Source organism: Rothia terrae (genome assembly GCF_014705925.2).
Taxonomy (GTDB): Bacteria; Actinomycetota; Actinomycetes; order Actinomycetales; family Micrococcaceae; genus Rothia; species Rothia terrae.
The window spans coordinates 2077539-2103318 of the sequence record NZ_CP061539.1 but is presented as its reverse complement, the minus strand read 5'-3'; the positions used below and the strand labels follow the sequence as shown (position 1 = coordinate 2103318).

26 protein-coding genes, 1 tRNA gene and 1 riboswitch are annotated in these 25780 nt (G+C 54.9%); of the genes, 10 read left to right on the top strand and 17 right to left on the bottom strand.

All coding sequences use genetic code 11. The annotated features are described in order from the left end of the window. Window positions 1–42 precede the first annotated feature (42 nt). Window positions 43–1422 carry an amino acid permease gene (locus tag IDM49_RS09600; protein ID WP_228008078.1) on the bottom strand — a complete coding sequence of 460 codons (1380 nt, stop codon included), beginning with the start codon at window positions 1420–1422 and terminating at the stop codon, window positions 43–45. Window positions 1423–1660: 238 nt separating this feature from the next. Between IDM49_RS09600 and IDM49_RS09595 the strand changes: the two genes are divergently transcribed. Beyond that, entirely contained in the window at window positions 1661–3604 is a 1944-nt protein-coding gene (locus IDM49_RS09595; RefSeq protein ID WP_190724349.1) for an NHL domain-containing thioredoxin family protein, read from the top strand. Between the two features lie 78 nt (window positions 3605–3682). On the opposite strand, the gene IDM49_RS09590 is transcribed toward IDM49_RS09595, so the two are convergent. Beyond that, window positions 3683–4669, bottom strand: a complete 987-nt coding sequence (locus IDM49_RS09590) for a hypothetical protein (protein ID WP_190724348.1) — start codon at window positions 4667–4669, stop codon at window positions 3683–3685. 77 nt (window positions 4670–4746) lie between these two features. On the opposite strand from IDM49_RS09590, the gene IDM49_RS09585 reads away from it, so the two are divergent. After that, on the top strand, window positions 4747–5442 hold the full coding sequence (locus IDM49_RS09585; RefSeq protein WP_190724347.1) for a hypothetical protein: 696 nt from the start codon (window positions 4747–4749) through the stop codon (window positions 5440–5442). Window positions 5443–5511: 69 nt separating this feature from the next. Here the strand turns inward: IDM49_RS09585 and IDM49_RS09580 are convergent, their stop codons facing one another. Both IDM49_RS09580 and IDM49_RS09575 read right to left on the bottom strand, forming a co-directional pair. After that, window positions 5512–6114, bottom strand: a complete 603-nt coding sequence (locus IDM49_RS09580) for a class I SAM-dependent methyltransferase (protein WP_190724346.1) — start codon at window positions 6112–6114, stop codon at window positions 5512–5514. Window positions 6115–6117: 3 nt separating this feature from the next. Beyond that, a complete protein-coding gene (locus IDM49_RS09575; protein ID WP_190724345.1) occupies window positions 6118–7227 on the bottom strand; it encodes a MauE/DoxX family redox-associated membrane protein in 1110 nt (369 codons plus the stop codon). A 79-nt stretch (window positions 7228–7306) separates the two neighbouring features. Here IDM49_RS09575 and pepT point away from each other — a divergent pair, with 79 nt between their 5' ends. Then, window positions 7307–8587 carry a peptidase T gene (gene pepT, locus IDM49_RS09570; protein WP_190724344.1) on the top strand — a complete coding sequence of 427 codons (1281 nt, stop codon included), beginning with the start codon at window positions 7307–7309 and terminating at the stop codon, window positions 8585–8587. A gap of 73 nt (window positions 8588–8660) precedes the next feature. On the opposite strand, the gene IDM49_RS09565 is transcribed toward pepT, so the two are convergent. Next, the gene (locus tag IDM49_RS09565) at window positions 8661–9080 is read right to left on the bottom strand and encodes a transposase family protein (RefSeq protein ID WP_228008253.1); all 420 of its coding nucleotides are present in this window, start codon (window positions 9078–9080) and stop codon (window positions 8661–8663) included. After that, a complete protein-coding gene (locus IDM49_RS12295) occupies window positions 9077–9484 on the bottom strand; it encodes a helix-turn-helix domain-containing protein (RefSeq protein WP_228008077.1) in 408 nt (135 codons plus the stop codon). Before IDM49_RS12295 ends, IDM49_RS09565 begins: the two co-directional genes overlap by 4 nt. Window positions 9485–9655: 171 nt before the next feature. Between IDM49_RS12295 and IDM49_RS09555 the strand changes: the two genes are divergently transcribed. Further along, on the top strand, window positions 9656–9901 hold the full coding sequence (locus IDM49_RS09555) for a hypothetical protein (RefSeq protein ID WP_190724341.1): 246 nt from the start codon (window positions 9656–9658) through the stop codon (window positions 9899–9901). 264 nt (window positions 9902–10165) lie between these two features. On the opposite strand, the gene IDM49_RS09550 is transcribed toward IDM49_RS09555, so the two are convergent. The 3 genes from IDM49_RS09550 to IDM49_RS09540 form a co-directional block, all read right to left on the bottom strand. After that, on the bottom strand, window positions 10166–11422 hold the full coding sequence (locus IDM49_RS09550) for an MFS transporter (RefSeq protein ID WP_190724340.1): 1257 nt from the start codon (window positions 11420–11422) through the stop codon (window positions 10166–10168). A gap of 39 nt (window positions 11423–11461) precedes the next feature. Then, complete coding sequence (locus tag IDM49_RS09545) at window positions 11462–11890, bottom strand: MarR family winged helix-turn-helix transcriptional regulator (RefSeq protein ID WP_168615352.1); 429 nt, start codon at window positions 11888–11890, stop codon at window positions 11462–11464. Window positions 11891–12012: 122 nt separating this feature from the next. Beyond that, window positions 12013–12083 (bottom strand) — tRNA-Gly (locus IDM49_RS09540). 83 nt (window positions 12084–12166) lie between these two features. Between IDM49_RS09540 and dcd the strand changes: the two genes are divergently transcribed. Both dcd and IDM49_RS09530 read left to right on the top strand, forming a co-directional pair. Beyond that, the gene (dcd, locus tag IDM49_RS09535) at window positions 12167–12754 is read left to right on the top strand and encodes a dCTP deaminase (RefSeq protein ID WP_190724339.1); all 588 of its coding nucleotides are present in this window, start codon (window positions 12167–12169) and stop codon (window positions 12752–12754) included. 37 nt (window positions 12755–12791) lie between these two features. Continuing rightward, window positions 12792–13970 carry a hypothetical protein gene (locus IDM49_RS09530; RefSeq protein WP_190724338.1) on the top strand — a complete coding sequence of 393 codons (1179 nt, stop codon included), beginning with the start codon at window positions 12792–12794 and terminating at the stop codon, window positions 13968–13970. Between the two features lie 59 nt (window positions 13971–14029). On the opposite strand, the gene IDM49_RS09525 is transcribed toward IDM49_RS09530, so the two are convergent. Together IDM49_RS09525 and IDM49_RS09520 are read right to left on the bottom strand one after the other, a co-directional pair. After that, complete coding sequence (locus IDM49_RS09525; protein WP_168615349.1) at window positions 14030–14614, bottom strand: xanthine phosphoribosyltransferase; 585 nt, start codon at window positions 14612–14614, stop codon at window positions 14030–14032. Then, a complete protein-coding gene (locus IDM49_RS09520) occupies window positions 14601–15947 on the bottom strand; it encodes a nucleobase:cation symporter-2 family protein (protein ID WP_210729680.1) in 1347 nt (448 codons plus the stop codon). The genes IDM49_RS09525 and IDM49_RS09520 overlap by 14 nt, the downstream gene beginning before the upstream one ends. Before the next feature lie 247 nt (window positions 15948–16194). On the opposite strand from IDM49_RS09520, the gene IDM49_RS09515 reads away from it, so the two are divergent. Next, window positions 16195–17511: an MFS transporter gene (locus IDM49_RS09515; RefSeq protein ID WP_190724337.1), complete on the top strand. Its 1317-nt coding sequence runs from the start codon at window positions 16195–16197 to the stop codon at window positions 17509–17511. Window positions 17512–17716: 205 nt separating this feature from the next. Here IDM49_RS09515 and IDM49_RS09510 read toward each other — a convergent pair whose 3' ends face one another. Continuing rightward, complete coding sequence (locus IDM49_RS09510; RefSeq protein WP_168615347.1) at window positions 17717–17986, bottom strand: DUF4235 domain-containing protein; 270 nt, start codon at window positions 17984–17986, stop codon at window positions 17717–17719. Between the two features lie 177 nt (window positions 17987–18163). Then, a riboswitch (TPP riboswitch) is annotated at window positions 18164–18270 on the top strand. 51 nt (window positions 18271–18321) lie between these two features. On the opposite strand from IDM49_RS09510, the gene IDM49_RS09505 reads away from it, so the two are divergent. The 3 genes from IDM49_RS09505 to IDM49_RS09495 are packed head-to-tail and all read left to right on the top strand — an operon-like array spanning window position 18322 to window position 21344. After that, the gene (locus tag IDM49_RS09505; protein WP_190724336.1) at window positions 18322–18960 is read left to right on the top strand and encodes an ECF transporter S component; all 639 of its coding nucleotides are present in this window, start codon (window positions 18322–18324) and stop codon (window positions 18958–18960) included. Window positions 18961–18987: 27 nt separating this feature from the next. Next, the gene (locus IDM49_RS09500) at window positions 18988–20541 is read left to right on the top strand and encodes an ABC transporter ATP-binding protein (protein WP_190724335.1); all 1554 of its coding nucleotides are present in this window, start codon (window positions 18988–18990) and stop codon (window positions 20539–20541) included. Continuing rightward, the gene (locus IDM49_RS09495) at window positions 20538–21344 is read left to right on the top strand and encodes an energy-coupling factor transporter transmembrane component T family protein (RefSeq protein ID WP_190724334.1); all 807 of its coding nucleotides are present in this window, start codon (window positions 20538–20540) and stop codon (window positions 21342–21344) included. Before IDM49_RS09500 ends, IDM49_RS09495 begins: the two co-directional genes overlap by 4 nt. Window positions 21345–21356: 12 nt before the next feature. Here the strand turns inward: IDM49_RS09495 and IDM49_RS09490 are convergent, their stop codons facing one another. The 5 genes from IDM49_RS09490 to IDM49_RS09470 all read right to left on the bottom strand — a co-directional run bounded on the left by IDM49_RS09490 (window position 21357) and on the right by IDM49_RS09470 (window position 25772). Then, window positions 21357–21593, bottom strand: a complete 237-nt coding sequence (locus IDM49_RS09490) for a hypothetical protein (protein WP_190725502.1) — start codon at window positions 21591–21593, stop codon at window positions 21357–21359. A gap of 182 nt (window positions 21594–21775) precedes the next feature. After that, window positions 21776–22825: an NAD(P)-dependent alcohol dehydrogenase gene (locus tag IDM49_RS09485; protein WP_168615342.1), complete on the bottom strand. Its 1050-nt coding sequence runs from the start codon at window positions 22823–22825 to the stop codon at window positions 21776–21778. A 102-nt stretch (window positions 22826–22927) separates the two neighbouring features. Further along, the gene (locus IDM49_RS09480) at window positions 22928–23809 is read right to left on the bottom strand and encodes an aminodeoxychorismate lyase (protein WP_190724333.1); all 882 of its coding nucleotides are present in this window, start codon (window positions 23807–23809) and stop codon (window positions 22928–22930) included. A 131-nt stretch (window positions 23810–23940) separates the two neighbouring features. Further along, complete coding sequence (locus IDM49_RS09475; protein ID WP_190724332.1) at window positions 23941–25188, bottom strand: multidrug effflux MFS transporter; 1248 nt, start codon at window positions 25186–25188, stop codon at window positions 23941–23943. A gap of 65 nt (window positions 25189–25253) precedes the next feature. Then, window positions 25254–25772, bottom strand: coding sequence for a nucleoside/nucleotide kinase family protein (locus IDM49_RS09470; protein ID WP_190724331.1), 519 nt, complete (start codon window positions 25770–25772; stop codon window positions 25254–25256). Window positions 25773–25780: the final 8 nt, after the last annotated feature.

The following is a 25780-nucleotide window of genomic DNA, read 5'->3' as shown; positions in this document are numbered from 1 at the left end:
GATACCTGCCCCCCTTATTTGTAGAGTCTGAAAGTTTATTAGCTACCGGTGCCTGAGCATTCCCACCAGCGCAAGAACGGCAGCCACACCCGTTGAGATCAGTACTTCTTGGCGGTGTGCCTCGGTGACGCCCATGAAAATCAAGAGTCCCACCAGGAACACAATGAGCGCCCAGTTAATGTACGGGTAGGTGCGTACGCGCAAAACCTCACCGGCATCCTGTTCTGACAGCGGGTGGATGCGACGGCTACGCAGGTGCGACACCGCGATAATGAGCCACACAAAAATACCGACCGCACCGGTGGTATTAACCAAGAACGAGAAGACCTGCTCCGGCATGAAGTAGTTCAGCATGGTGGCGGCAAGACCAACTATCGCCGTGGCAAGGACAGCCACGCGCGGGGCACCAGCTGTAGAAACTGTGCTGAAGGAGGCAGGCGCGTCCTTAATCAGCGACATCGAGTACACCATACGCGAGGACGAATATATGGACGCGTTCAGGCAGGAAAGAAGTGCGGTGAGTACCACGATGCTCATGATGGTTGAGACATAGGGGATGCGCAGAGACTGCAACATGGTGACGAAGGGCGAGATACCGGGGGTAACGGACGTCCACGGTACGACGGTGATTGTAATGGCTACAGCCCCAACGAAGAACAGCAGAATGCGAAACACCACGGAGTTCACGGCTTTGATGACTGCTTCGCGGGGGTTTTCGGATTCTCCGGCGGCGATGGTTGCGATTTCTGCACCGAACATGGAGAAAATAACCGCTAGCAAAGCGGTGAAGACGCCGCCGATGCCGTGAGCGAAGAAGCCGCCGCCTACGGTGAGGTTGGTGAAGGACGCGTGTGTGACGGGAAAACCGCCTGCTAGGGCAACGATGCCGATAATCATGACGGCCGAAATCGCGGCGATTTTGATGGATGAGAACCAGAATTCGGCTTCACCGTAGGACTTCACGGATAAAAGATTAGCTGCGCCAAAAAATATCATGAGTGCGGCGGCCACGGTCCACTGGGAGAGTCCGGGCAACCAACCGGTGATAATGACGGCGGCTGCGGTTGCCTCAATAGCTGCAGTGACCGCCCAAAACCACCAGTACAACCACCCGACGGTGAACCCCGCCCACGGCGCGATATAACGGTAGGCGTAGGTAGAAAATGAACCCGTTTCAGGGGATACGGACGCAAGTTCGCCGAGCATTCGCATCACCACAAACAGAACAAGACCGGCAATAAGATAGGTCAAAATGACAGCGGGACCAGCGGTTGCAATAGCCGTTGATGAGCCAACTAGCAGACCCGCGCCGATAGCACCGCCCATAGCAATCATAGAGAGATGACGAGCTTTCAGCGTTTTCTTCAGCTGAGGCTCAGTACTCTGCGATGAAACCGCAGAACGCGATTGAGTGTCAATCACTAGGCGACCTTTCATTGAAAGTGCATGTTGTACCGTAGGAGGCTGTGCTGCCCCTGCGCGATAAGAACCTATTAATCTTTGAAATAATTCCTACGAAATATTACGCCTAAAAGTCACGAAGTCTTCACTTATCGCCCACATCGAAACAAATGGGCTTGCAGGAGCACGAATTGTTAGTCTGGGTTGGAAATCCTCAGCCCTCCACAGGGTAGACCTTACAGCAGAAAGTTCTTACTTCATGTCTTACGAAACCTCAGCCGAGAATATCCGTCAGACTGCTCGCGTGCGCGCGTCCGAACTTGTTGGACGCGGCTGGCTCAACACCGGTGATGCGCAGCTGAGCTTGGAGAAACTCCGCGGCAAAATCGTCATTCTGGATTTTTGGACTTTCTGCTGCATGAACTGCCTGCACGTGCTTGATGAGCTGCGTCCCTTAGAAGAAGAGTTCTCTGATGTTCTGGTGACGGTTGGTGTGCACTCGCCTAAGTTTGAGCACGAAGCTGATCCGGATGCACTCGCTGCGGCGGTTGATCGCTACGACATTACGCACCCCGTGCTGGATGATCCCAATCTTGAAACGTGGCAGGCGTATACGGCTCGTGCTTGGCCTACCCTGGTGGTTATTGACCCTGAGGGCTACATTGTCGCGCATCTCTCGGGGGAGGGACACGTTCAGGGTCTGGTCTCATTGGTACGAGAGCTCGTTGAAGAACATGATGCCAAGGGCACCTTGCACCGCGGCAACGGACCGTACGTGCCGCGTCCTAAGCCCGAGGGAACCTTCGCTTTCCCCGGTAAAGCACTGGAGCTACCAGTAGAATTTGGTGGCGGGGCAACGACATATTTGGTGACTGATACCGCGCGTCATCGTCTGGTGCAGATTCAAGAAGACCTTGAAACCGCGGTGACAACGTTTGGCTCCGGTACTAAAGGCTACAGCGATGGCACCGCTGAAACTGCTCAGTTTAACGAGCCTCAGGGGCTTGCACTATTGCCGGCAGAGCTACGTGAGAAGCTGGGCTACGACGTCATTATCGCTGATTCTGTGAATCACCGTTTACGCTCCTTGAACCTTGCCACCGGCGACGTAGCAACCGTGGCTGGTAGCGGTGTGCAGCGTCTGATTGACGGCGAAAACGCGCGAAATGCCGACCCGAACTTTATTGCTGAGGGCGCTGATCCTCTGAGCGTTGCGCTTTCATCGCCGTGGGACGTTGTCTACTCTCGCCAAGCGAACGCCCTTATTATCGCGATGGCTGGAACCCACCAGCTGTTCAGCTTTGACCCTGTGAGCGGACAACTCGCTGTTTTTGCAGGTACCGGCGCTGAAGGTCTCAAGGACGGCGCTGTCGAAGAATCCTGGTTCGCGCAGTCCTCAGGCCTGATTGAGGCAACTGATGGCTCACTGTGGGTAGTTGATTCTGAAACATCCGCGCTGCGCAAAATTACCTTCGCTGAAACCGGCGCGCAGGTGACCAGCCCCGTGGGCATCGGTCTTTTCGACTTCGGCTTTGTCGATGGTTCACGTGAGGACGCCCGTATGCAACACTGCCTGGGACTGGCTCAGCTGCCCGACGGCTCCATTGCGATTGCCGATACCTATAACGGCGCGATTCGCCATTACAGCGAAGAAACCGGGGAGCTTTCAACGCTGGCTCGCGGTCTTGAAGAGCCTTCCGACATCCTGGTAGAAACAACCGATGACGGCGCCCGCTTGATTGTGGTGGAAGCTAACGCGCACCAGCTTACCCGCGTCGCTATTCCCGAGAAGCTACAGCGCGTGGACGAGGGTGCCTCTCAAACTGCTCGCCCGGCAACGCGCCTGCGCGGGGAGAGCTTGGAATTTATTGCTCGGTTTAGCGCGCCCAAGGGACAGAAGCTTGATACTCGCTGGGGCGATCCCACGCAGCTCAAGATTTCATCAACACCAGAGAACTTTATTGTCGAGGGCGCTGGAACAAGCCAGGGGCTGACGCGTTCGCTGACGCTTAACCCCGAGGCTAAGGACGCGGTACTGCACATTACTGCGCGAGCCGCGGCGTGCGATGGCGAGCCTGGCGGCGAGATTCCTGACCATGCAGCCTGCCACCTGTACCAGCAGGACTGGGGCATTCCCGTAGTTGTCACTGGTGATGACAGTGATGAGTCTGAGCTGGTGCTGGATTTGCGCGGGGTTAATTAATTCCGAGAAACATCAAGAACATAAATCTAGCCCGGGCGGTCAGGGATTTGCAGAACGGTCAGGCTAGATTTTTATCGGTTAAGAGATTTTCGGTGTAACCGTTACCGTATCGCCGTCAACATCAAGGTCAGCCTTATAGGTGAACGGCACGTCCTTCTCGACCTTTGACGTTTTGCCCGTGTACAAATCAATCTGAGTGAACGAAACATGGGCTGTACCCGCAGAATCCTTATACGCCCAGGTTCCCTTCTTGCTCGCGCTCACCTGTGTTTCGGGGTACTTCTTGACGCTCCACGTGACATCCCCATTCACGCGCCCCGCAAACGGGTACTCAAATGGACAACCCGCCGGGTAAAGAGTGTTCTGCGTAGCGCACGCATCAAGATGCTGCTGAACACTGCTGGTAATACTGTTCGTAGCTGCCTCAGATGCCTTAAGCGAGAGCTTCAGCTTCTTCTTCTGGTCATCAGCATTCAGGACGCTCGTGTGCTGCGGTTGCGCGCTAAAGAGCGCCGACTCGTAGGCGCTGGTGTAGGTTCCCGGGTAAAACACCGCGAAATCACGGTCGCCGGCAGGCACCGACACCTTAGTGTTATTCAAGGTCGCACCGGTAACTCCCGGTGCGGTGACCTCAACAGTGGGCAGTTCGGAATCGTCCATTGCCCACACATCAAAAACACCCCAGTGCGAACCCACCTTATGCAAAGGAAAATCGGTGCTCTGCGCTTCTCCATCAAGCGTGTAGCTGGCTCTCACCGTGGCGTGGTCACCATCAATTTCTTCAGTAGATAGCTCTAAATCCTTGAGCGTATCAACGGACGCAGCCAGCGCAGACCCGTCCAGCATCGCAGCTCCGCTCTTCTCAGGCACCGACGCGTTCAAAATACCCAGCGCACGCGAACCATCGCCGTCCTTCAACGCCTGAAAATACGCGCGAACCTCACCCGTCGGGCCGTACACCAGCCGGTTAATGACGTCCAAAGACACCAGAGCAAGCACCACGGCACAGCACATGCCGATAGCCCACCCCGCCAAAACACGGTCAACACTGGAGAATTTGCGCATCCTTTTAATTTAACTCACGTGTGCCCTGTGCGCTTAACTGCGGACGAAATTTACGGATGCCCGCTACAGTGTTATCTATGGCTGAACACGCACACCAGGTTCCAGATAAATACGGCGATGTTACCGCGATCTATCACCCGCGCATGAACTCCTACGGGCGACGCCTGATGGCTGCCTTCCCGCCCATTCTGCTGGCGGCAGGCATCATTGCGTTCATTCTCTACAAGCGTCCGCTGCTTCCGTTCATGATGATTCTCTTGCTCATTCTGGTGGGCACCTTCTTCGCGGTCTACTCGTTCTTGAAGCCCGCTATCGTGGTGCGCACTAACACCCATATTCTGCGCGGCAAAATGTTTGGCTGGCAGGCGGTGCCGCTTGCGAATATTGAACACACTGTTTTCGCTGAGCGCCTCACCCCTAAAAAGGTAATCAAGCAAGAAGAGCAGGGTGCAAAATTTATCTCTAAAGGCGTGCCAGCCATGTGGGCTATCAATGACAAACGCAAGCGTATTTTGCGTCTTGACGGCCGCATTTGGGACGCGAAAAACCTGCGCACCATTGCCTCTGACATTGCACCGCAGACCACGGTTTACCCCAAAATTAACGTGACGCAAATGGCGAAAGTGTGGCCCGGTCTTGTAACTTTCAACGAGCTACACCCGGGTTGGCGTAGCGCGCTGATCGCGGTAGTAACCGCCATCGTTATTCTGGCAATCGCACTGGGATTCTTGGTTCCCGATGACGTATTGCGCCAGTACCACCTGATTCCGTAGAACTGGCTTAAGCTCAAAAGTGGCCCCTATTTTCACTGAAAATAGGGGCCACTTTGTGTCTGCGGGAAGTTAAGCTTTTGCCAACACAGCCACGAGGAATGTGGAATCCTCAGCGAACGGGTGCAGCTCCCATGTTGAGAACTTGCCCTGCACCTGTAGACCGGCATGCTCAGCGTCCGCAAAGAAATCATCAAACGAATAACCGCGGCCAGCACCGAAACCCACCACGGCGCGTCCGCCCTCTGCCAAAACAGAAGCAAAGTTAGCAAGGACGCGCGTGCGAGTAGACGGCGCCAAGAACCCAACCACATTGCCGGCGCACACAATCGCATCGAACTGAGCGCTCACATCCAGAACCTCGGGCAGCAGCGCCAAATCGCCCTGCAACCACGTGACATCAGGATTCAAAGCCTGCGACGCCTCAACCAGTGCAGGGTCAATATCAACGCCCGTCACCGTGTGCCCCGCACGCTGCAGATAATCGCCGATGCGCCCGGCGCCAGCGCCAGCATCCAAAATACGCGAGCCGCGTTGGACCATAGCATCAATCATGCGAGCCTCACCCCACAAATCCTGGCCGTTGGCGCGCATGGTCTCAAAACGCTGAATGTACCACTGCGAATGCGAGGGATCCTGCTCAATTTTCAGTTGCCACAGGGACTTATCAACCACTGCTTACTCCTTGTTCTCTTCGATATCGAACTCAAACATGAGATCGCGCATGAACTCTTTGACGCTGCCCGAACCAAACACGGGGCCACCTGCCATGAGGCCGTCTACACCCAATGCGATAGCCATAGGAGTGCCGTTACCGAAGGACGCCTGCGTCGCGTAGCCTTCATCAACAAACACGGTAATGTGAGCGGGCAGATTCATCTGATCAATGAACTCTTCGCTGGCAACGACAGGGTGCACACCGAGCATCGGAAGTTTCTCGTGCCAGGTGGGAATCTGCTCAATAACATCAATACACGGGCCGCAGGTAGGGGAGACCCACAGCAGGACGCGTGCCTGCGAACTCGCTAGCTCGCGCAGGTTATGCACGCTACCACTGCGCGTTTTCAAAGCTCCAAAAGGAATAGGCAGGCGAACGTAATCGTCGAGTTCTTGCGCGTCATCGAGCACAGCGCCTGTGGCACCGTTGGAATCTTCAACATCGGCGGTGCTACCCGCGTTTGCTGTAGAAGGCGTAGAAGTCGCGGACGCGGCAACGCGGGATGAACCAACAGCTGAAGAAGTCTGAGCCGCGGTAGCGGGAGAAGCATCGGCACGGTGAATAAACCACAGTGTAGCCACCGCGAGTGCCGCGCCCAGCAGCCAGAACCAGTCACGGGCGTCAAGAGCGAAGAATAGAGCCAACGCGGGCACGCCGAATGCCAGAGCACCCGGCACCGTCACCACAGCTGCCAACACCAAGGCAGTGTTGCGAGCCAGCGTCCACCGCGAAATAGGTGCCGTAGAAGCTCCACCAAAACAGTTACAGCTGGCATCATTACCTGACATCAACGCACGGGCGATAACCACCCAATAAAAAACAAAAAGAACGAGCGTAATGACAGCGGCAAGAACCTGAAAAATACCGGGCAAAACCAGCAAAGCGACGCCGAGAGCGATCTCTGCCCACGGCAAAATCTTTGCGGCAGTCTTCACGCGAATCGGCAGCCACTTATCAATTTTCAGATTAAAAATAGCGGTTGCTGTTGGCACATAATCGCGTGCCTTCGCAACGCCACTTACCAGCAACGTCACGCTACAAATGAGCGAAAAAATAAGGAGGGGGGACACAAAACTACCAATCGCACAAACAATGAAATCTTCTTTTAGTCTATCGCTGAGGCACACCTGCGCGCTTTAGAATTTGTGTATGGTCACTTTCACACGCACCGAAGTTCAGGACGCCCTTGCCCACCGTTTTCTGAGGTACTCAGCCATCAGTAGCCAAAGCGACGCGTCCGCCAGCAGTATTCCGACCAGTCCCGGCCAGTGGGAGCTCGCCCGGTTACTGCGTGATGAATTGACCGAAGCCGGCGCATCGGATGTGCACCTGAGCGAAACGTGTGTGCTGACCGCTCGCATTCCCTCGAATCTGCCCCAGGGGCAAAAAGCCCCCGCCCTTGGCTTTTGCACCCACCTCGATACGGTGGACGTCAGCCTCTCGCCGGACGTGCATGCACGGGTTATTGATTACACCGGCGGAGACATCTGCCTGAACCAGACACACGATATATGGTTGCGAGAAAGTGAGCACCCCGCCATTGCGCGCTATGTGGGCGACCGCATCCTAGTAACCGACGGAACCAGTGTGCTCGGCGCCGATGACAAAGCCGGAGTGGCCTCTGTCATGGAAGCTGCTGTGCGCCTACTGGCCGCCGATGCCGCAGACCCCGACAGCGCAGAACCCCACGGCGATATCTACCTCTCCTTTGTGCCGGATGAAGAAATTGGCCTGCTCGGCGTGCGCACCATGGACCTCGCGCGCTTTCCTGTGGACTACGCCTTCACTCTTGACTCCTGCGAACTGGGCGAAATTGTGCAGGCAACCTTCAACGCGGGCCACGCGCATATTACGATTCAGGGTGTGACGGCGCATCCGATGAACGCCAAGAATATTTTGGTCAACCCCATCTTGCTGGCACACGACTTCGTGGCACAACTAGACCGCAACCAGACGCCTGAGCGCACCGAAGGACGCGAAGGCTACCTGTGGGTGAACGGCATGACGGGTAATCAGTCGACAGCAACTATCGATATCAGCATCCGCGATCACGACCGTGCGGGGTACGAGCGCAAAAAGCAGTATCTTCTTGAGAGCGCGATGCGACTTCAAGGAGAGAATCCGCGTGCGCAGGTAAATATTGATATCAGCGATATTTACAGCAACATTGAGGATGCGAAAACTAATGAGAATGTCGTGGCAACTCAGCGGTTGCGCGATGCTTTTGCCGAGCTAGAGATTGAGCCAATTGACCTTGCCATGCGCGGCGGTACCGACGGCTCGTGGCTTTCAAGCCAGGGAATCTTTACCCCGAACTTCTTTACCGGTGCGCATAACTTTCACTCAAACTGTGAGTTCTTGCCGCTGAGCTCTTTTGAAAAGAGCTATCAGGTAGTGAGGGCATTGATGAGTTATCAGGATGGCGAATAGCCTCATCATTTTAAGAGTGCTCAATTTTTTATTTAAAATATTAAAGATTTTCTTATTTTTTACATAAAGAGGCTTATTCAAAAGTCCCACCAGCCGCCAAAAACACCAACCCGCGAACTACCGAGAACACCCGCTGATACGAGCTCAACGGCCGTCTGAAACCCATGTGCAGAACCCGCCAGGTCTTAATGTGGGCAATCACCCGCTCCACCACCACCCGCAGCTTATTGATAACACGGTTGTTTTCTTTAACAGCCTTGGACATTTTCACCCCGGGCTTATGCTTAACAGGTGTCAGCAACCCCAAGCCTACATAGCCTTTATCGGCTAGAGTTGTCTTATCCAAGTACTTCTCAAGACCGTGTTTCTTGAAGCAGTAAGCATCATGCCTAGCACCAGGTAATTGATCCGTGATGGCAAGGAGTTTCCCGTCAACGGTGCAGATGACTTGATGGTTGAAGCCGGCCCGCTTGTGTTTTCCTGAGAAGTTTATTTTCCTCGTGAGCGCCAGTTCCAGGTGGGAATTAGGGTGCCGTCGATAACCAGTGAACCTGGTGCATCGAGTGCTTTTCCCAGTGGCTGGATCAGCGGCCTGAGAATCTTCACTAGTGCTTGTTCTATCAGGTTGATAGTCCTTGAAATTGTCGGTTGAGAGACGTCGTAGAATCCTGCCAGTAGTTCTTCGGTGAGGTTGTGCCGATGGTAAAGCAAGGTGGCTTTGAGGGCTTGGGTCAGGGTGAGGGCTGGTGGTCTGCCTCCTGGTTTTCTCAGGTGAGATGGTTGTTCAGGGCTGTGTGTAGCGCGGTGAATTGCGTAGCTGTAAGCCCGGTTGTGCGCTGGTATAGCAACGGTTCCTCCGGTGCGGTGTTGAGAATATTTGTGGTTATTTATCCTCAATTTTTTGCCACTGGTGGGGTCGTTGTTTAGTTGGTGGTTGTTACCCCTTATGAATAAGCCTCTATAAGCTCTCAAATTTAGCTACGCACGTCTGGCTGCCGGTAGCGAAGGGAACAACTTTCTCTCGTGTAACGGGCGGTTCAACCTGCTGGTCTGTTCCCACAGCTACCGGTGCTTCCCACAGCTACCGGTGCTTCCCAAGTGCGCAACGGCTACACTTTCTACGAATACGTCACCACTTACACCTGCGTAATTACCTTCACTGGAACTAGCTGGACGATGCCCAGCACCAGCTTCATGAACTTTGTCTCCTCGTGTCAGCCGGGTGCGCTACCTACTGCCACCTACCACTACACGCAGAACATTACAGTGACATCGGGTGCCGCTAGCAAAGTTATTACCAAGGACAACGGTTGAGCTAACGCTTTCCACTAACTGGTTTTCAACGCATGGCGACGACAGAAAAAGTTTCAGCGAGCTGGCATTGGGGTTGGCATGAATTGGTCTGTGAGCGAAGCGAACCGACCGAGAGGGACTGCTTGCTGAAACTGTTTCTGGCGGAGATGTACACGGCTTCTGTGTACCTGAGGCTACGGTTTTGTGGGCAGAGGCGGATATAACGAGGGGTGCTTTCTATTCGAAGAAAGCGACCCTCGTTGTGTGTTCTGTCTGATCTTTGTTTTATCGGTCACCAGCTGCGATTGCCTCTGCTTCGTCTGTTGCAGGCAGGTGCGGGCGCGTCACGCGGTGCAGGGTTTGGCGTCCGAGGACCAGCATGACAGCGCTGACGATTAGGCTGAGTGCCGCCAGGATGTAGGGGGACGCTGCGCCAGCGGATGCGGCGAGTGGTCCTGCTACGGCAGGTGCGATGGCGCCGCCGAAGAATCGCACACCTGAGTATGCTGAGCTGGCGATGCTGCGGGGGAGTGCGGTGGCTTCCATGACGGTCTCTGTGAGAGCGGTGTTCATGACGCCTAAGAATAGGCCGCCGCAGATGATAAGCACGATGACGGCGGTAAAGGATGCGTGGAAAACTGCCAGTAGAACCATGAGCACGGTGAGGCCCGCCAGGGTGCTCAAGAGTGTGCGAATTAAGCCGAGCTTTCGGGTGAGCACGGGTGCAACAATCACTGATGTGATGGCAAGTGCTAGGCCCCAGCCGAAGAAAACCCAGCCGATTCCCATGGCGCCAACGTGGATGCCGCGAGCTTTGCCCGCTGCCTCTAGTGGAAAGGGTGAGTATGCGAGCAAGATAAAGAAAGCGAAGTTGTAGAAAATTGAGGTGGCGGACAGGGTTCGTAGAGCGGGGTCTTTGAGTCCGCGAATTGCCGCTAAAGGATGCACCGGCGCTGGTTTTTTCTCGGGCGTGAGCATGCTAAGGATTGCGATGAAACCGATAGCCATGAGGGTTGCTGTGCCGATGAAAGGCGCGCGCCAAGATATGGACCCGAGTAGCCCACCCAAGAGCGGGCCGATGGCCATGCCTACGCCTAGGGCGGTTTCGTAGAGCATGATGGCGCCGGCGCTGGGCCCGGCTGTTGCTCCAACGATGGCCGAGAGGGCTGTTGAGATGAACAGGGCATTGCCTAGTCCCCAGCCGGCGCGGTAGCCAATGATGCCGTTTACTGAACCGGCAGATGCTGCTAGACCCGCAAATATCACTATGAGTGCGAGGCCTGTAAGAAGCGTCGAGCGGGTTCCGATGCGGCTGGCAACCCAGCTGGTAAAGAGCATGGCGATTGCGGTGATAAAGAGGTAGCTTGTGAACAAAAGCATCGCCTGCGCGGGCGTGGCGTGTAGTTCAACGCTGATGGCAGGGAGAATGGGATCAACAAGGCCGATGCCCATGAACGAGACTGTGGCGGCAAAAGCGATAGCCCACACTGATGTGGGTTGGGTGAATGCTTCTTTGATGCTGGGCGCGCTGTGGTTAGACATGAAAGATAAAGGGCCCTTTCGTCGTGGGGTTGAAGGTGGTTAGTTTTCCTCAGCGATAATTCGTTGCATCAGATTCTGTGCCTCTATGAGGGTTGTGATGTCTTTCTCGCTTAATTCTTGAAGACGCGGTGCTAGCGCGCCATCAAGGGATACGCGCCAGGTAGACAGTGCCTCGCGTCCTTGGTCTGTGAGGTCGAAAAGTACTGACCGTGAGTCTTCGGGGTCTACGGCTCGTTGGAGGAGCCCCTTTTTTTCGAGTCTCTGAAGAAAAATGGTGGCGGTAGGGCGGCTAACCTGCTCTAAGGATGCGATTTCGCGAGGGCGCAACGGGCCGCGCCGGCTGATAGCGGCGATGACGCGCCATGAGACGGATGAGACGCCTACATCGGCGAGTTTTGCGGCGTGGCGCGCAAAGACGCTTGAGGTGAAGACAAGGTCGTGGGGTTGAAAATGATGCGATGAGGTCACACCCCACACTGTAATTTGCAATGCTAACTAAATGCAAATGAAGAGGAAGCCCTGGAAGCCGCAGTAGCAACACAAGGGAAAGAAAAAGGCTCTCGAGCCATCGCTCAAGAGCCTTGCTAGCGAGCGGCTGACGGGAATCGAACCCGCGTATCAGGCTTGGGAAGCGTGCGCTCTACCATTGAGCTACAGCCGCAAACATCTAATATTTTAGGCTTTTTCCTCGCCAAATGGGAAATCCCCTGTAAAGCACCCCCTTGTGTGCGTTAGGTTTAAGGAGTGCTATTTTCAGATCGCGATATCCGCCAAGAAATTGAGAACGAACGCATCCAGCTAGATCCTTTCGACCCGGCAATGATTCAGCCGGCTAGCGTTGACGTGCGTCTTGACCGTTTCTTTAGGCTCTTTGACAACCACAAGTATGCTCACATTGACCCCTCACAAGATCAGTCTGAGCTGACTCGCCTTGTGGAGGTAGCACCCGATGAGCCCTTTATTCTGCACCCTGGCGAGTTCGTGTTGGGCGCAACCTACGAAAAAGTGACGTTGCCCGATAATATTGCTGCTCGCCTTGAAGGCAAATCATCGCTTGGACGCTTGGGACTGCTGACCCACTCCACCGCGGGCTTTATTGACCCCGGCTTTTCTGGCCACGTCACCCTAGAACTTTCCAATATGGCAACCCTGCCCATCATGCTGTGGCCCGGTTCTAAGGTGGGACAGCTGTGCTTCTTCCAGCTCACCAGCGCTGCAGAACACCCCTACGGCGACGGTGCATACGGCAACCGTTACCAGGGGCAGCGCGGCCCCACCGCGTCCCGAAGCTACCTGAACTTTCACAAAACTGATATCGCGACAGATTCCTAGAGAACGCTAGCAACGCGATGAAGAGGTAATTTTTTATATGACTGTAGGTGTATGCCTGCGCCCAGCAAACGTAAATATCGCTGTTGTTTTGCGGATGAAGAACGCGCAAGAGATTGCGCGTGAAATTGCGCAATCGTGGGAAGCCTTGCACCCTGAGATTATTCAGGATGCTGAGGTGAACCTCGACGATGAGAACACGCGCTACCTTCTGGTTGAAGATACCGAAGAATATGAGCACACCGCTTATCCTCGCGAGGAATACGCAGAATTAGAGCGCCTGCGCTATCGAGAAAAAGATCAGTTTCACGAAAGCCTCGTCACCCAGATTACGGTGATGATGATTCACGGGCTGATCGGTGAGCGTCAGATGTTCCACGCCGCGGCTTTAGGTAATGCTGAGAATAAGCGTGCGGTAGCGTTGATTGCTGAGTCGGGTACGGGCAAGACCACCGCTTCGCATTTTTTGGGGGAGCGGTTTACCTACCTCACCGATGAGACCGTCATCGTAGATGAGGACCGTACGGTCACTCCCTACCTCAAGCCACTGTCGGTGATTACTGACCCGGCGCGTCCTAAGCAGCAGATTTCGCCGGAAAAAATGGGTCTCAATCTGCCAGAGCCTGACGCACAATTCAAGCTCACTGCCATGGTGATTCTAACGCGCGATAAGAGCGAGGGTTACACTGCTCCTGTGTTGAAGAAGGTGCACTTAGCGGATGCGTTGCTGAAGATTTCTGCACAGACCTCTGGGCTTGGCTTTACCGACCGCGGCGTTGAAAAGCTCATTGATCTGATTGTGGCGTGCGGCGGTGTGTTGCGTTTGGAGTACTCGGAGATTTCAGAGTCTCTGCCGCTGTTGGTCAAACTCTTGAACGCACCAACGCCTACCGAGGCTCGCGAACCTATCGACATTGCCTACGCCGATAACACCAAGCCCGCTCACGGTGAACTGGCGCGTGCTGCTGACACGAGCGGGTACCGCATTGATGACCGTGTTCTGCTCATGCAAGAAACCCAGCTCAGCGAAGTCTCTTTCTTCGCCGGAGATTTGTGGTTTGAGCTGGAAACACCGCGCACCCCGCAGGATTTACACCGTCGTCTTGAAGAGCTATACGAAGAAGAAATCCCTTATGACGCCTTCGAGAAGAACCTGAGCGAACTCATGGGACTGGGCGTTATCGATCAAGGACGCGCGCGGGCGGTAGCCGCGTCCTAGAACAAAAGGCGGAGTCGGGTAAAAACTTACCTGACCCCGCCTTTTAGCGTATTGAGCGATTACTGGGTGACTTCGTTAGAGAACACCACACCGTCATCGGTAAAGTGATCAATCATAGCCAGCGAATACACGTCATAGCCCTGATCGCGGAAAATCTTGCCGCCACCTTGGAATACCTTCTCGATAGCAATGCCAATACCGGCAACTTCAGCGCCACCTTGCTCGCACAGATCAATCAAACCGTGAAGGGCCTGGCCAGCTGCAAGAAAGTCATCGATAATAAGAATCTTGTCATCGGGAGTTACAAAACGCTTATCAACGCGAATGTCATACTCAATCTTCTTGGTGAAAGAAAATACTTTGGAGTGGTAGGTATCGTTCGACAGTGTCTTGGACGAGATTTTCTTAGCGAAAACCATAGGCACACCCAGCTCTAAAGCCGCGGTGAGCGCCATTGAAATGCCCGAGACCTCAAGGGTGAGCACGCGGGTGATGCCCAAATCTTTAAAGTGTTCCGCGAAGTCTTTACCCATAGCCACCATAAGCTCAGGATCAACCTGGTGGTTGACGAACTCATCCACCTTGAGAATATTGCCGGGCAGTATGCGTCCATCACGCCGAATGCGATCTTCAAGCAGTTCCATGGTTATCCTTCTTCACAAGAACAATGTTGAGTAGTAGTGCCACCAGCGTACCTGTTGAAATTCCCGAAGAGAAAATCATTTGAAGCGCGGTGGGCAAATGAGACAGCATTTCGGGGCGAACGGTCACGCCGATGCCAAGAGCGAACGCTACAGAAATAATCAGCAGTTCGCGATCACAAATCTCTACCGTTGAAAGAGTTTTTACTCCCTGAGCAGCAATCAGTCCGAACAGAATAATGCCAGTACCGCCCAAAACGGGGGAGGGCATAATCGAAATGAGTGCGCTGAGCTTAGGGAAAAGTCCCAGCACTACAAGCAGAATGCCGGCTAGCATCATGACGCGGCGGCTAGCTACCTTGGTGAGGGTAATAAGACCGACGTTCTGCGAAAAAGCAGTGTTGGGTCCGGCGCCAAAGACACCGGCAATTGCTGAGCCAACACCGTCAGCTAATACACCGTTGCCAATGCGCTTGCTAGAGACCTCAGCGTGAGAAGCCTGACCAATAGCTATCATGATGCCCACCGTACCGATTGCAGAAACAATGTAAGCGGGCACAAAAGCTAGAGTGGACGCAAGATCAAAGTGGATACCGTAGGTAAACAGGTTAGGTAGCGCGAACCAGGATGCTTGTGCAACAGCGTCGAGGTTGACCATGCCCAGCGGAATGCAAATAAGGTAACCCGCTACCATGCCGAAGAAAACAGCGGATGCTTTAACGATGCCTTTACCAAAGTAGTTGAGCACAAGAGTAATCACTAGAACCAGGCCAGCAACGCCCAAGTTTCGCAGAGAACCATAATCAGCAGCACCTGTGCCACCGGCAGCCCAGTCCATGCCCACCGGCATCAAGGTAATGCCGATCAGCGCAACCACCGTACCGGTAATCAGCGGCGGGAAGAAACGCATGAGAGGTTTGATAAAGCGGCTAAGCACTACTTCAACCAGCGAACCTGCGATGGTCGCGCCCACAATGCCTGCAATGCCGAACTGGCTACCCACGTTAATAGTGGGGTTAACAAAGGTGAAGTCAGTGCCCATCATGCCCGGCACACGTGCACCCACGGGACCAATGCCCTTGGACTGAATGAAGGTAGTGATGCCGGCCGCAAAAATTGTTGCGCTGACCATGAGAGAAGTTTGCGCGACATCGAGATTAAGAGCGTTACAAACTACCAGGGGAACAGCGATGATTCCGGCAAACGCTGCCAAAATATGCTGAAGAGCCAAGAGTACTGAGAGAGCGTACGGGGGCGAATCTTCCATGCCGTAGAGCATTGCATCTGAATCTGGGGCAGAACCTGCCGCTTTTGATCCGCGGGTGAGATCTTTCAAACCGGTATCTTTCGTGAATGAAGGTGATAGTGCTCAATAAAAATAGCTGCCCATCGAGTACGGAGGCAGCTGTACATGCCTAACAGTGTATCGGTATTTAGCCAAGCCAACCGCGAGCCGGCACCCGTGTAATCCTATTGAGCGCATCACAGCGCCCCGCATCCTTCATAAATTTACGCAAAATCTTAGAGTATAAAGTTGTCTGTCACATCAAAGAAGCAGCTCAAAGCCCGTTAGCATAGGTGACATGGCAACCTTACCCGACCGTAAAAAAGTTTTCGCGTGGACGCTGTGGGACGCCGGTGGAGCCAGCTTCAACGCGATTATGACAACGTTCATTTTCACGGCTCTCTACCTCACCAGCGACGTCTTCGGCTCAGAAACCCACACCACGCAGGTGCTATCTGCCGGGTTGACCATCGCTGGCGTCTTCATCGCGCTCTTGGCGCCCATTAGCGGTCAGCACGCTGACGCCACCGGCAAACGCGGATTCTGGTTGGGCATCAATACCTTTGCTACAGCAATCCTGATGGCACTGTGCTTCTTTGTGTACCCGGACCCCAAATTCCTGTGGTTTGGTGTAACCCTCATTGCGCTCGCCAACGTGGTCAACGAGTTCGCGGTTGTCAACTACAACGCTCTTCTGCCGCGCATCTCAACCCCGGCAACCGTAGGCAAAATCAGCGGTATCGGCTGGGCCTGCGGCTACTTTGGCGGCATCATCGCTTTAGTGCTTGTCATGGTGCTGTTTATCAAGCCGGGCATCCTGCCGCTCCCTGAAGGCGACGGTTCTTTGATCTACCGCAGTATCGCCCTGTTCTCAGCGCTCTGGTGCGTGGTTTTCTCGCTACCCCTTTTGCTCAGCCTTCGCGGTGAATCCGCGCGGACGCGTCAGACATCGGTGAAGGACGCTGGCCCCGGTGGTCTTGCAGGGATTATTAACGCCTACAAACACCTGTTCAACACCGTCAAACGCCTGTACCGCACCACGCCGTCCACCCTGTATTTCTTGGTCACCAGCGCAATTTTCCGAGACGGTCTCAACGGCGTATTCACCTTTGGTGGCGTGCTGGCAGCCGGGTCCTTCGGGTTCAGCGCTAATGAAATCATTATCTTCGCCATCGCAGGCAACGTGGTGGCGGGTGTCGGCGCACTTATCGGCGGGTCCCTTGACGACAAGCTCGGCCCGAAAAACGTTATTCTGGGTTCACTCATCGGCGTGCTCATCGCTGCAACACCGATTCTCTTTCTCGACGGTAAACCCGTCTTCTGGGTCTGCGGCCTAGCACTATGCGCCTTTGTGGGGCCCGCACAGTCAGCAGCTCGCACCTACTTAGCACGCGTTTCACCTCCCGGTGAAGAAGGCGAGCTCTTTGGTCTGTACTCCACCACAGGACGCGCCGCCAGCTTCCTCGCTCCTGCACTCTTTGGCTTGTTCGTTGGTTTGTTAGGCGCACAGGTGTGGGGCGTCATCGGCATCATGGTCGTTATTGCCTTAGGGCTAGCGATGGTGCTACCGCTTAAGCCAGCACCGCGTCTGCAGAATGAGGAAAGTACCTTCTAAAACGTAAGATACTAAAGTCTGCTGAGATCTGTAGCTGAGATGGGATGCCGCCAATCAACTGGTCGGGTCTGGCGTTTAGGGATGTTGATTGGCGGCATCCCATCAAAGCGAAACTGAACAATACTCAGGTTCTATAGAGCAATACAAAAGCACCCGGAGGTTTTCCCTCCGGGTGCTTTTGCAAACTTTGAAAGTTCAGGCAGATTTAGACCTCAGCCTGACCGCCGTGCTTGTACTTGTCCTTTGCCTCAAGGTTTACCTGCGCACGTGAGATGCCGACCTTGATGATGGTGCCTACAAGACCGGTAACCAGTGACCAGATGATGATGTCGCGCCAGCGCTCATCGGGATCGGGGTTGGTTGCGGGGGGCTCATTGCCGGTGATTTTCTTCCAGGTAGCAGCCAAAACCTTGTTGGACAGTGCAACGCCACCGAGTGATGCTGCGGTGCCGCCGAGCTTTACGAGAGTGCTCATTTGTATAACTCCTTTTGATAAGTAGTGTTGCCTATAACAATAACGGCTTAGGCTCTTTTATGCACAGTCTGCTGCGGTTTTGTCTGTTAGCGAAGTCCCGTCATAAGTTGGTGAGCAAGAAAACCGTGCTTATACTGGGTGTGGTTTGAAGATAAACCACGTCTCGCGCGTCCACGCGCGCATCGACAGGGGAGCACCACCGCGGTGCTGAGAGTGCCATAGAAGGCTGACCCTCGAACCTGATCCGGTTAGTACCGGCGCTAGGGAGTCGAGTATCTCAAGAGCGCGTGCGCACACGCGTCCTTCCCCTTCCTAAGACTAGGGAGGATTTTTTTATGTCTGTTACCTCTAACCGAGCAGATTCTGGCCGCGCGCCCAAGCATGGTGCGCGTTCGCGTTCACTGCGCTGGCGCGTCAACGACATTGTGGTGGCATCTGTTCTTGCTGTTGCCTGCGCCCTGATTTTTTGGGTATGGAACAACGCGGTCTACCCCGCGGTGAGCGCAGCAACCGTTGCAGCACCACAGTTCACTCCGCTAATTGCCGGTGCATGGCTGATTGCGGGTGTGCTGGGTGGTCTTATCATTCGTAAACCCGGTGCGGCTTTGTACACTGAGCTGTTGGCTGCGATTATCTCAGCTTTCATTGGTAGCGCGGGCTTTGGCATCACCGTAGTGTACTCAGGTTTGGTACAGGGACTTGGCGCTGAACTCGTCTTTCTCCTGTTGATGTATAAGCGCTGGAACCTACCCACTGCCCTGCTCTCCGGTGCTGTATCGGGGCTATTTATGGGCATCTACGAAGTTATTGTGTGGAATCCCGAATACACTGCAGGTAATAAGCTCATCTACGTTATTTGCGCGGTGATTTCAGGAACTCTTCTTGCAGGGTTAGTTTCGTGGCTTCTGACCCGTGCACTGGCAAAGACCGGGGTGCTCTCATCACTGGCATCCGGCCGTCAGTCACGCCGCTAAATTTTTCTGACAAAGGTAAGGACGCACATGGGCGGTGCACGCGTAGAGGCCAAAGACTTTGGGTGGCATCACCCCGGCCGTCATTCTCCGGCTGTTTCGGGGCTCAGCCTTGTCATTGAACCGGGGCAAAAAGTGCTTTTGCTGGGGCCATCGGGCGCGGGCAAGTCTACTTTTTTGCACGCGCTTGCGGGCGTTATTCACGATGATGACGGTGAGACAGCCCTGGGCGAGTTGCTGGTCGATGGGGTTCCCGCTGAGGATTCGCACGGTACCGTTGGCATGATGCAACAGGACCCGGAGTCATCCGTGATCCTTGCGAAAGTGGGCGATGATGTTGCGTTCGGTCCGGAAAATCTGCAGGTGCCGCGCGATGAGATTTGGCCTCGTGTCAGAGCTTCGCTTGATGCGGTGGGTTTGGGCGAGCTTTTGCTGGAGCACTCTACATCGGCGCTGTCTGGCGGCCAGAAACAACGCTTAGGTCTAGCCGGTATTCTCGCCATGCAACCGTGCGTGCTCCTGCTGGATGAGCCCACCGCTAACCTCGACCCCGAAGGCGTGCTTGAAGTCCGCGATGCCGTGATAGCTGCCCAGCGCAATATAGGCGCAACCATGATCGTTATTGAACACCGCGTGAGCGTGTGGGCACAGTTCATGGATCGTGTGATTGTGCTGAGCCCCGGCGGTGGTATAAGCCATGACGGTTCGCCTGACCAAGTGCTCGTGGACGCGCGCGATGAGCTCATCGCCGCTGGCGTATGGGTGCCGGACTACTCACCGGAAGTTGCCACCGCGCGTCCTGCCCCTGACGGCACAGCCGTCGCAGGCACTGAGCTGTTGCGCGGACGCGCCCTAGCGGTAACGCGTGAACAGCCCACCCGCAAGATGATGCGTGCGCGCAAGAAATTAGCTCGTTCACCTGAGCCAGTCAGCCTTCCGTTACCGTTGCGTCCTGTCACCGACGGTATCGATGTGAGCGTGAACGCCGGGGAGCACCTGAGCATCATGGGCGTGAACGGCGCCGGAAAATCAACGCTGGCCCTCACCCTTGCCGGATTACAGCTAGCTGCCAACGGCATTCTCTACGCCACCGATGAGCTACGCGACAGCGCTCACTGGGACGTCGCATCCTGGTCACCCGAAGAGCTGGTAAGCCGCATCGGCCTCGTCTTCCAAGAGCCTGAGCACCAGTTTCTAACGGCAAATGTTCGCGCCGAACTAGAGTTCGGGCCGCGCCAGGTCGCAAAAGCACGCAAACAAGCTGTTGACGAAAAAGACCTGGCACAACGTACCGAGGCGCTCATGCGCCGGTTGCGCCTAGACCACGTAGCAGGTGCTAACCCGTTCACGCTCTCCGGCGGTGAAAAACGCAGACTGTCCGTGGCAACCGCGCTGGCAACTGCACCGCGCATCCTCATTCTTGACGAGCCAACCTTCGGACAGGACGCCAACACCTGGGCAGAGCTCGTGAATTTGCTCCACGAACTCATGACGCAGGGAACAGCCGTCGTCTCAGTCACCCACGACCTGGACTTCGTTGAAGCTCTCGGCGGCCGTACCCTTTACCTAGGAGCTCATTCATGAGCATCAATATCTTTGACGCTCGCCCCGAATACAACACCTGGCTGGGCAAGATCAATCCCGGTATCAAGTTGTTAGTGGCCACCGTCGTCACGCTTTTGCTGGTTTTCACCGTGGACGCGGTCACCGGCACAGTTGCGCTGGTTCTAGAGATGATTGCGCTGGTGATCGCAGGTTTTAAACCCTTCAACCTCCTGGCGCGTTTTTGGCCGATTCTTCTCGCGACGCTACTTTCAGGCTGGGGCACCGCCATTTTGGCAGAGAAAACCGGCACTGTTCTGCTCGATTTTGCCTATATCACCATCACAACCGGCTCACTCGCATCCGGTGTGGGCATTATGATGCGCGGGCTCGCCATGACCATGCCCGCCCTCATGCTGATGCTTACCACCGACCCCACCGAACTGGGCGACTCACTGGCGCAGACCTATAAACTGCCCGCCCGATTTGTGCTGGCGGCACTGGCTGCACTGCGCTTGGTCGGCATTATGTTTAGCGAATGGAACACGCTAGGAGCTGCACGACGCGCCCGCGGCGTAGGGGCACGCAACGGTGTACTGGGAACCGCGAAAAGCGTGTGCGGGCAGGTCTTCACCCTGCTCGTTCAAGCAATACGTCGCGGCACCCGACTAGCCATGACCATGGAAGCCCGTGGCTTTGGCGCAGGCCAAAGGACATGGGCGAGAGTACCGACTCATTCGTCAAAAGACCTAGTGTTTGCTCTCACCTGGCTGGCTATTCCAGTCATCGCCTACTCAATCTCACTGTACGCAGGCACTCTGAAACTGGTCTTCGGCTCTTTCTAAAAGCCCCCGAGTCTAGCTCTCGAGCGCTTTTGTACCGCGCAAGAGTTTCTCGTGCATAAGCACCATGAGCACCGTCAACACCAACAAAAATGCGGGCAGAAGCACCACCGACACATTATTCGCAATCACACCGAATAGCGGCGCATCGAAATCCTTATACATGGCAGGCCAGGCCGCACCGAGCAAAGAATCAGGAATCCCCAACCCAATAAAGGCGAGATAAATGATGGCAAGTAGAAGGTTATACATACGTGAGTGCCTGTTACTACCTGCGTGTCAATGTGCTGAATTGATGTACTTTCTATCTTAGAAAAACAGCTGGAACCCCAGCAAAGCGTTACATTATCCGTTGCTAGCTCGCACGCAAAAGGGCTCCGAAACCCACCTGAACAGATGAGTCTCGAAGCCCTAGATAGCGCTAACGAAAAGGTTTACTTTTCGAAAGTTGCGGTGTCGATAACCGCGCGGAAGATGACGTCGCCGTCAACTACCTTGTCGTAGTATTCATCAACCTGGTCCACTGAAATTTTTTCAATGACGGATGCGATGCCGTGCTCAGCGCAGAAGTTCAGCATTTCCTGGGTTTCTTCGATGCCGCCGATATTGTTACCGGTGAGCACCTTGCCGCCACCAATCAGGCGTCCCATGTGAAGCTCAAGGGCTTCGGGGGGAAGACCTACGGTTGAGAAGATGCCGCGGGGCTTGAGCAAACCGAGGTAGGCATCCAAATCAACGGGGGCTGAAATGGTGTTGAGAATAAGGTCAAATTCGCCCTTGTGGTCTTCAAAGAAGCCGTCTTCGGTGGTTGCCAGTGTGCGGGTTGCACCGAGCTTCTTCGCTGCCTCTTCCTTCTTCAAGGTGCGTGAAAGAACGGTGACCTCAGCGCCCATCGCAGCGGCAATCTGAACACCCATGTGGCCAAGACCGCCAAGGCCTAGAACAGCAACCTTCTGACCTTCTTTGACGCCCCAGCGTGCCAGCGGTGAGTAGGTGGTGATACCAGCGCACAGTAGGGGAGCTGCAACATCAAAATCGATGGAATCGGGAATGGTAACCGCGAAATCCTCGTTGACGGTAACCTTCTGTGAGTAGCCACCCTGGGTAATGGTGCCGTCAACGTCCTTGGAGTTGTAGGTACCAACGTTGCCGTTGAGGCAGTTCTGCTCCATGCCAGCCTGGCACTGTTCGCATTCGCCGCAGGAGTTAACCATGCAACCAACGCCTACGCGGTCGCCCACCTTGAACTTAGTGACCTTGGAACCCACGGACTCAACGACGCCCGCGATCTCGTGACCAACGGTCAGCGGGAAGTGTGCCTCACCCCATTCGTTACGGATGGTGTGAATATCGGAGTGGCAGATACCTGCTGCTTTGATGTCGATAACAATGTCGTCTTCGCGAGGGTTACGACGCTCAATATCAGCAACCTGGAACGGCTGATCGGGGCCGGTCTTCTGCAGAGCTTTAACGGTGATAGACATGAGTCTCCTTCATGCGGTTATATCTGTGTACTTAAAACGCTACTCCCACCAGCTGGAAAAATATCTGGTGGGAGCAGTATTTTCGCCATATGCTAAATGGGCTTAGTTATTGGCGAGGTAGCCTAATAGCTCGTAAGTAGTGTCGGCATCAACGGCAATTTTTGTGCCGTTAAGGTGCGTCACCGGAGCCAGCAAACGCACGGAGGACGCCAGCCACACGCCGTCCGCCTCTAAGAGATCTTGTGGGTAGAGCGGGCCAAAGCCTAGCTCCCAGCCGTTCTCACGAGCGCCGTTGAAAATTGTTCCCTGCGTGGTACCCGGCAAAATACCGTGGGACGGCTCAGGAGTGTATAGGGTTTTCACGCCGTTCACTGTTTTTGCAACAATCACTGAGCTGGTTGCGCCTTCAAGGATGCGTCGCTCGTCCGTGACCCAAATAGCGTCGTCTGCGCCGCGGGATTTAACGTAGCGAAGTACCGACATATTGACGGCGTACGAGAGTGTTTTTGCACCTGCCAGCAGCCAGGGATAGGCGGAATCTTCAGCCGGGTCGTGGCCACGCGGTAGCAACATGGCTTTCACACCTTCCTCACGCTGCGAAAGGACCTTGGCAGAGGAAGGAGCTACGGTTACCCATGAATGCGGGCCTTCTTCAACGGTTCCGCGCGAGATAATCAGCTTGACGGTATGCTCTTCGCCCAGAGGTGTGCGCGCACCGACCTCTGCTTCTTTCAAGGCGGTGGCAATCGCGTCCTGCCACTGCTTCTCAGAAGGCATCGGCAACTCAAGAAGGCGAGCTGAACCGGCAAGACGCGTGAGGTGAGCATCAATTTTGCGGACGCTACGGTTGACGGCGAGCATGGTTTCAAAGACGCCGTCACCACGGGTAAGACCTTGATCTTCAATGTTAATCAGCGGGGCTGATGCGTCGGCAATGACGCCCGCCGGGTTAGTATCTGAGAGTAAAACTACGGTAGTGCTCATGACCTTATTCTAGTGCTCAGAGACTACCGGCAGATATAAAAATTACTCCCACAATGCGTTTGTACTGACACTAGCGTCAGTACTTTCGCACTGTGGGAATACTTTTTAGCCCGGATAAGAGCCGATGCGACTTACAGCTTTTCTCCTGCACGACGCGCGTATTCTTCTGCTCCCTGCTTGGTCCAGTCGCCGGGAGCTACCGGAGTAGTAAAGAGCGCCAGCGCAGTCAAAACGGCAAAGCCGAGCATTGTGAATGCCATGGGCATGTAAGCGTCCGCATCGCCTAGAGCGACCAGCGGGGATGCGATACCGCCGACAACGGACTGCACAGCACCCATCAGTGATGATGCTGAACCCGCCAAATGGCGTGTCTGCACAATGGCAAGGGCGCTCGCGTTGCTGAAAATCAGACCTACGGAGCAGGTGGTCAAGAAAAGCAGAATGAGGGTCGGTACCAGCATGATTTTAATGCTGAACAAGATGGTGATGGCGACGCTGACCAGTAGCAACATGAGCACGCCAAAGACCAGCATCTTGCGCTGGGAGACGCGTCCTACCAGGTAGGTTACCAGCGAGCTCATACCCACAATGCCGAGTGAGTTCACGCCGAAGACCCAGGTGAACTGAGTCTGAGAAAGTCCCAGAACGTTCTGCAGAACGTAGGTAGATCCTGATACATACGCAAAGAGCGTGCCGAAACCGAGCACCATGGTGAGCATGAATCCGCGGTAGCGCGGGATTTTAATAACCTGACCGATGCCCTTGTACGTGCTGAGAATGCTGCCGGTTTGGCGGCGCTCAACAGGCAGGGATTCTCGCAAAAAGATGAAAACTGACAGGGCAGAAAGCGCCATAAAGACGGTGAGCACAATGAAGATGGTGCGCCAGGTGCCGAAAGAGAGCACAAAGCCGCCGATGAGCGGGGCGAGGACGGGCGCGAAGCCGTTGATCATCATGAGGATGCCCATGAGTTTTGCGGTTTGCAGCCCGCGGGTGGAATCGGTGACGATAGCGCGCGCGAGCACCATGCCGAATGAGCCGGATGCGCCCATGAAAAAACGCGCGGCGATCAGGAACTCTACGGTGGGTGCGAAATAGCATGCCAGGGCCGAGAGGGTGCTGAGCACAACGCCTACATAGAGCGGGCGGATGCGTCCAATTTTGTCAGACATGGGGCCAATAAAAATCTGGCCGATACCCATGCCCACCATAAAAGAGGTGAGGGTCAGCTGCGCGCGGGACGCGGTGGTTCCTAGGTCTGTTGAAATTGCAGGTAGCGATGCGAGGTACATGTCGATGCCAAGCGGCGCTACAGCGGTCAGCGATGCGAGGACTACCAAAACGAGGGGCGTAATTTTATGATGCGCGTGGGTGCTCACTGCTGTCCTTCATTCGGGAAATTCTTGAAAATGTGCCTGTTTATTTTACAGTGAAAATACCTAAATTAGCGCTCATATAATATGTCACATTTTTGGTAGCAATTTCGGTAATGGGTGAAGAGCTGCTCTTCTTGTTCTGCCCACAGATCCCAAAAGGGGCGGTAGGTGTCGCCGTCGCGTTGTAGGGCATCGCGCTTGCGGCTGGTGGTATCTTGCTCGATCCAGCATCTAATATCTGCGCTACCGGCAAGTGCACCAACACCTTCGACCACAAGGACGCGTGGTGCTACTGACGCCTCGATGGTGAGTGTAAACGGGCCGGTAGGCTGACTGCTTGACCAATCCCAACCATTCCATTGAACAGCTTTACCCTGCTTGAGTGCTGTGCTGTTGCCGCGCCATTGGGTAATAGCGGGGGAGAGCCCCGTCCACCCCTGGTAGGTGTCATCGAGTCTAAAAATATCGGGGCTGATTCCCTCTTGTACAAGAGCCTGCCTCACGGCCTCCGTCAGCGTGGTTTTACCCGAACCCGAACGCCCATCAAGAGCAATAATCAGCGGCGCAACCCCGTTGCGTGACCGCATCCGCTCAC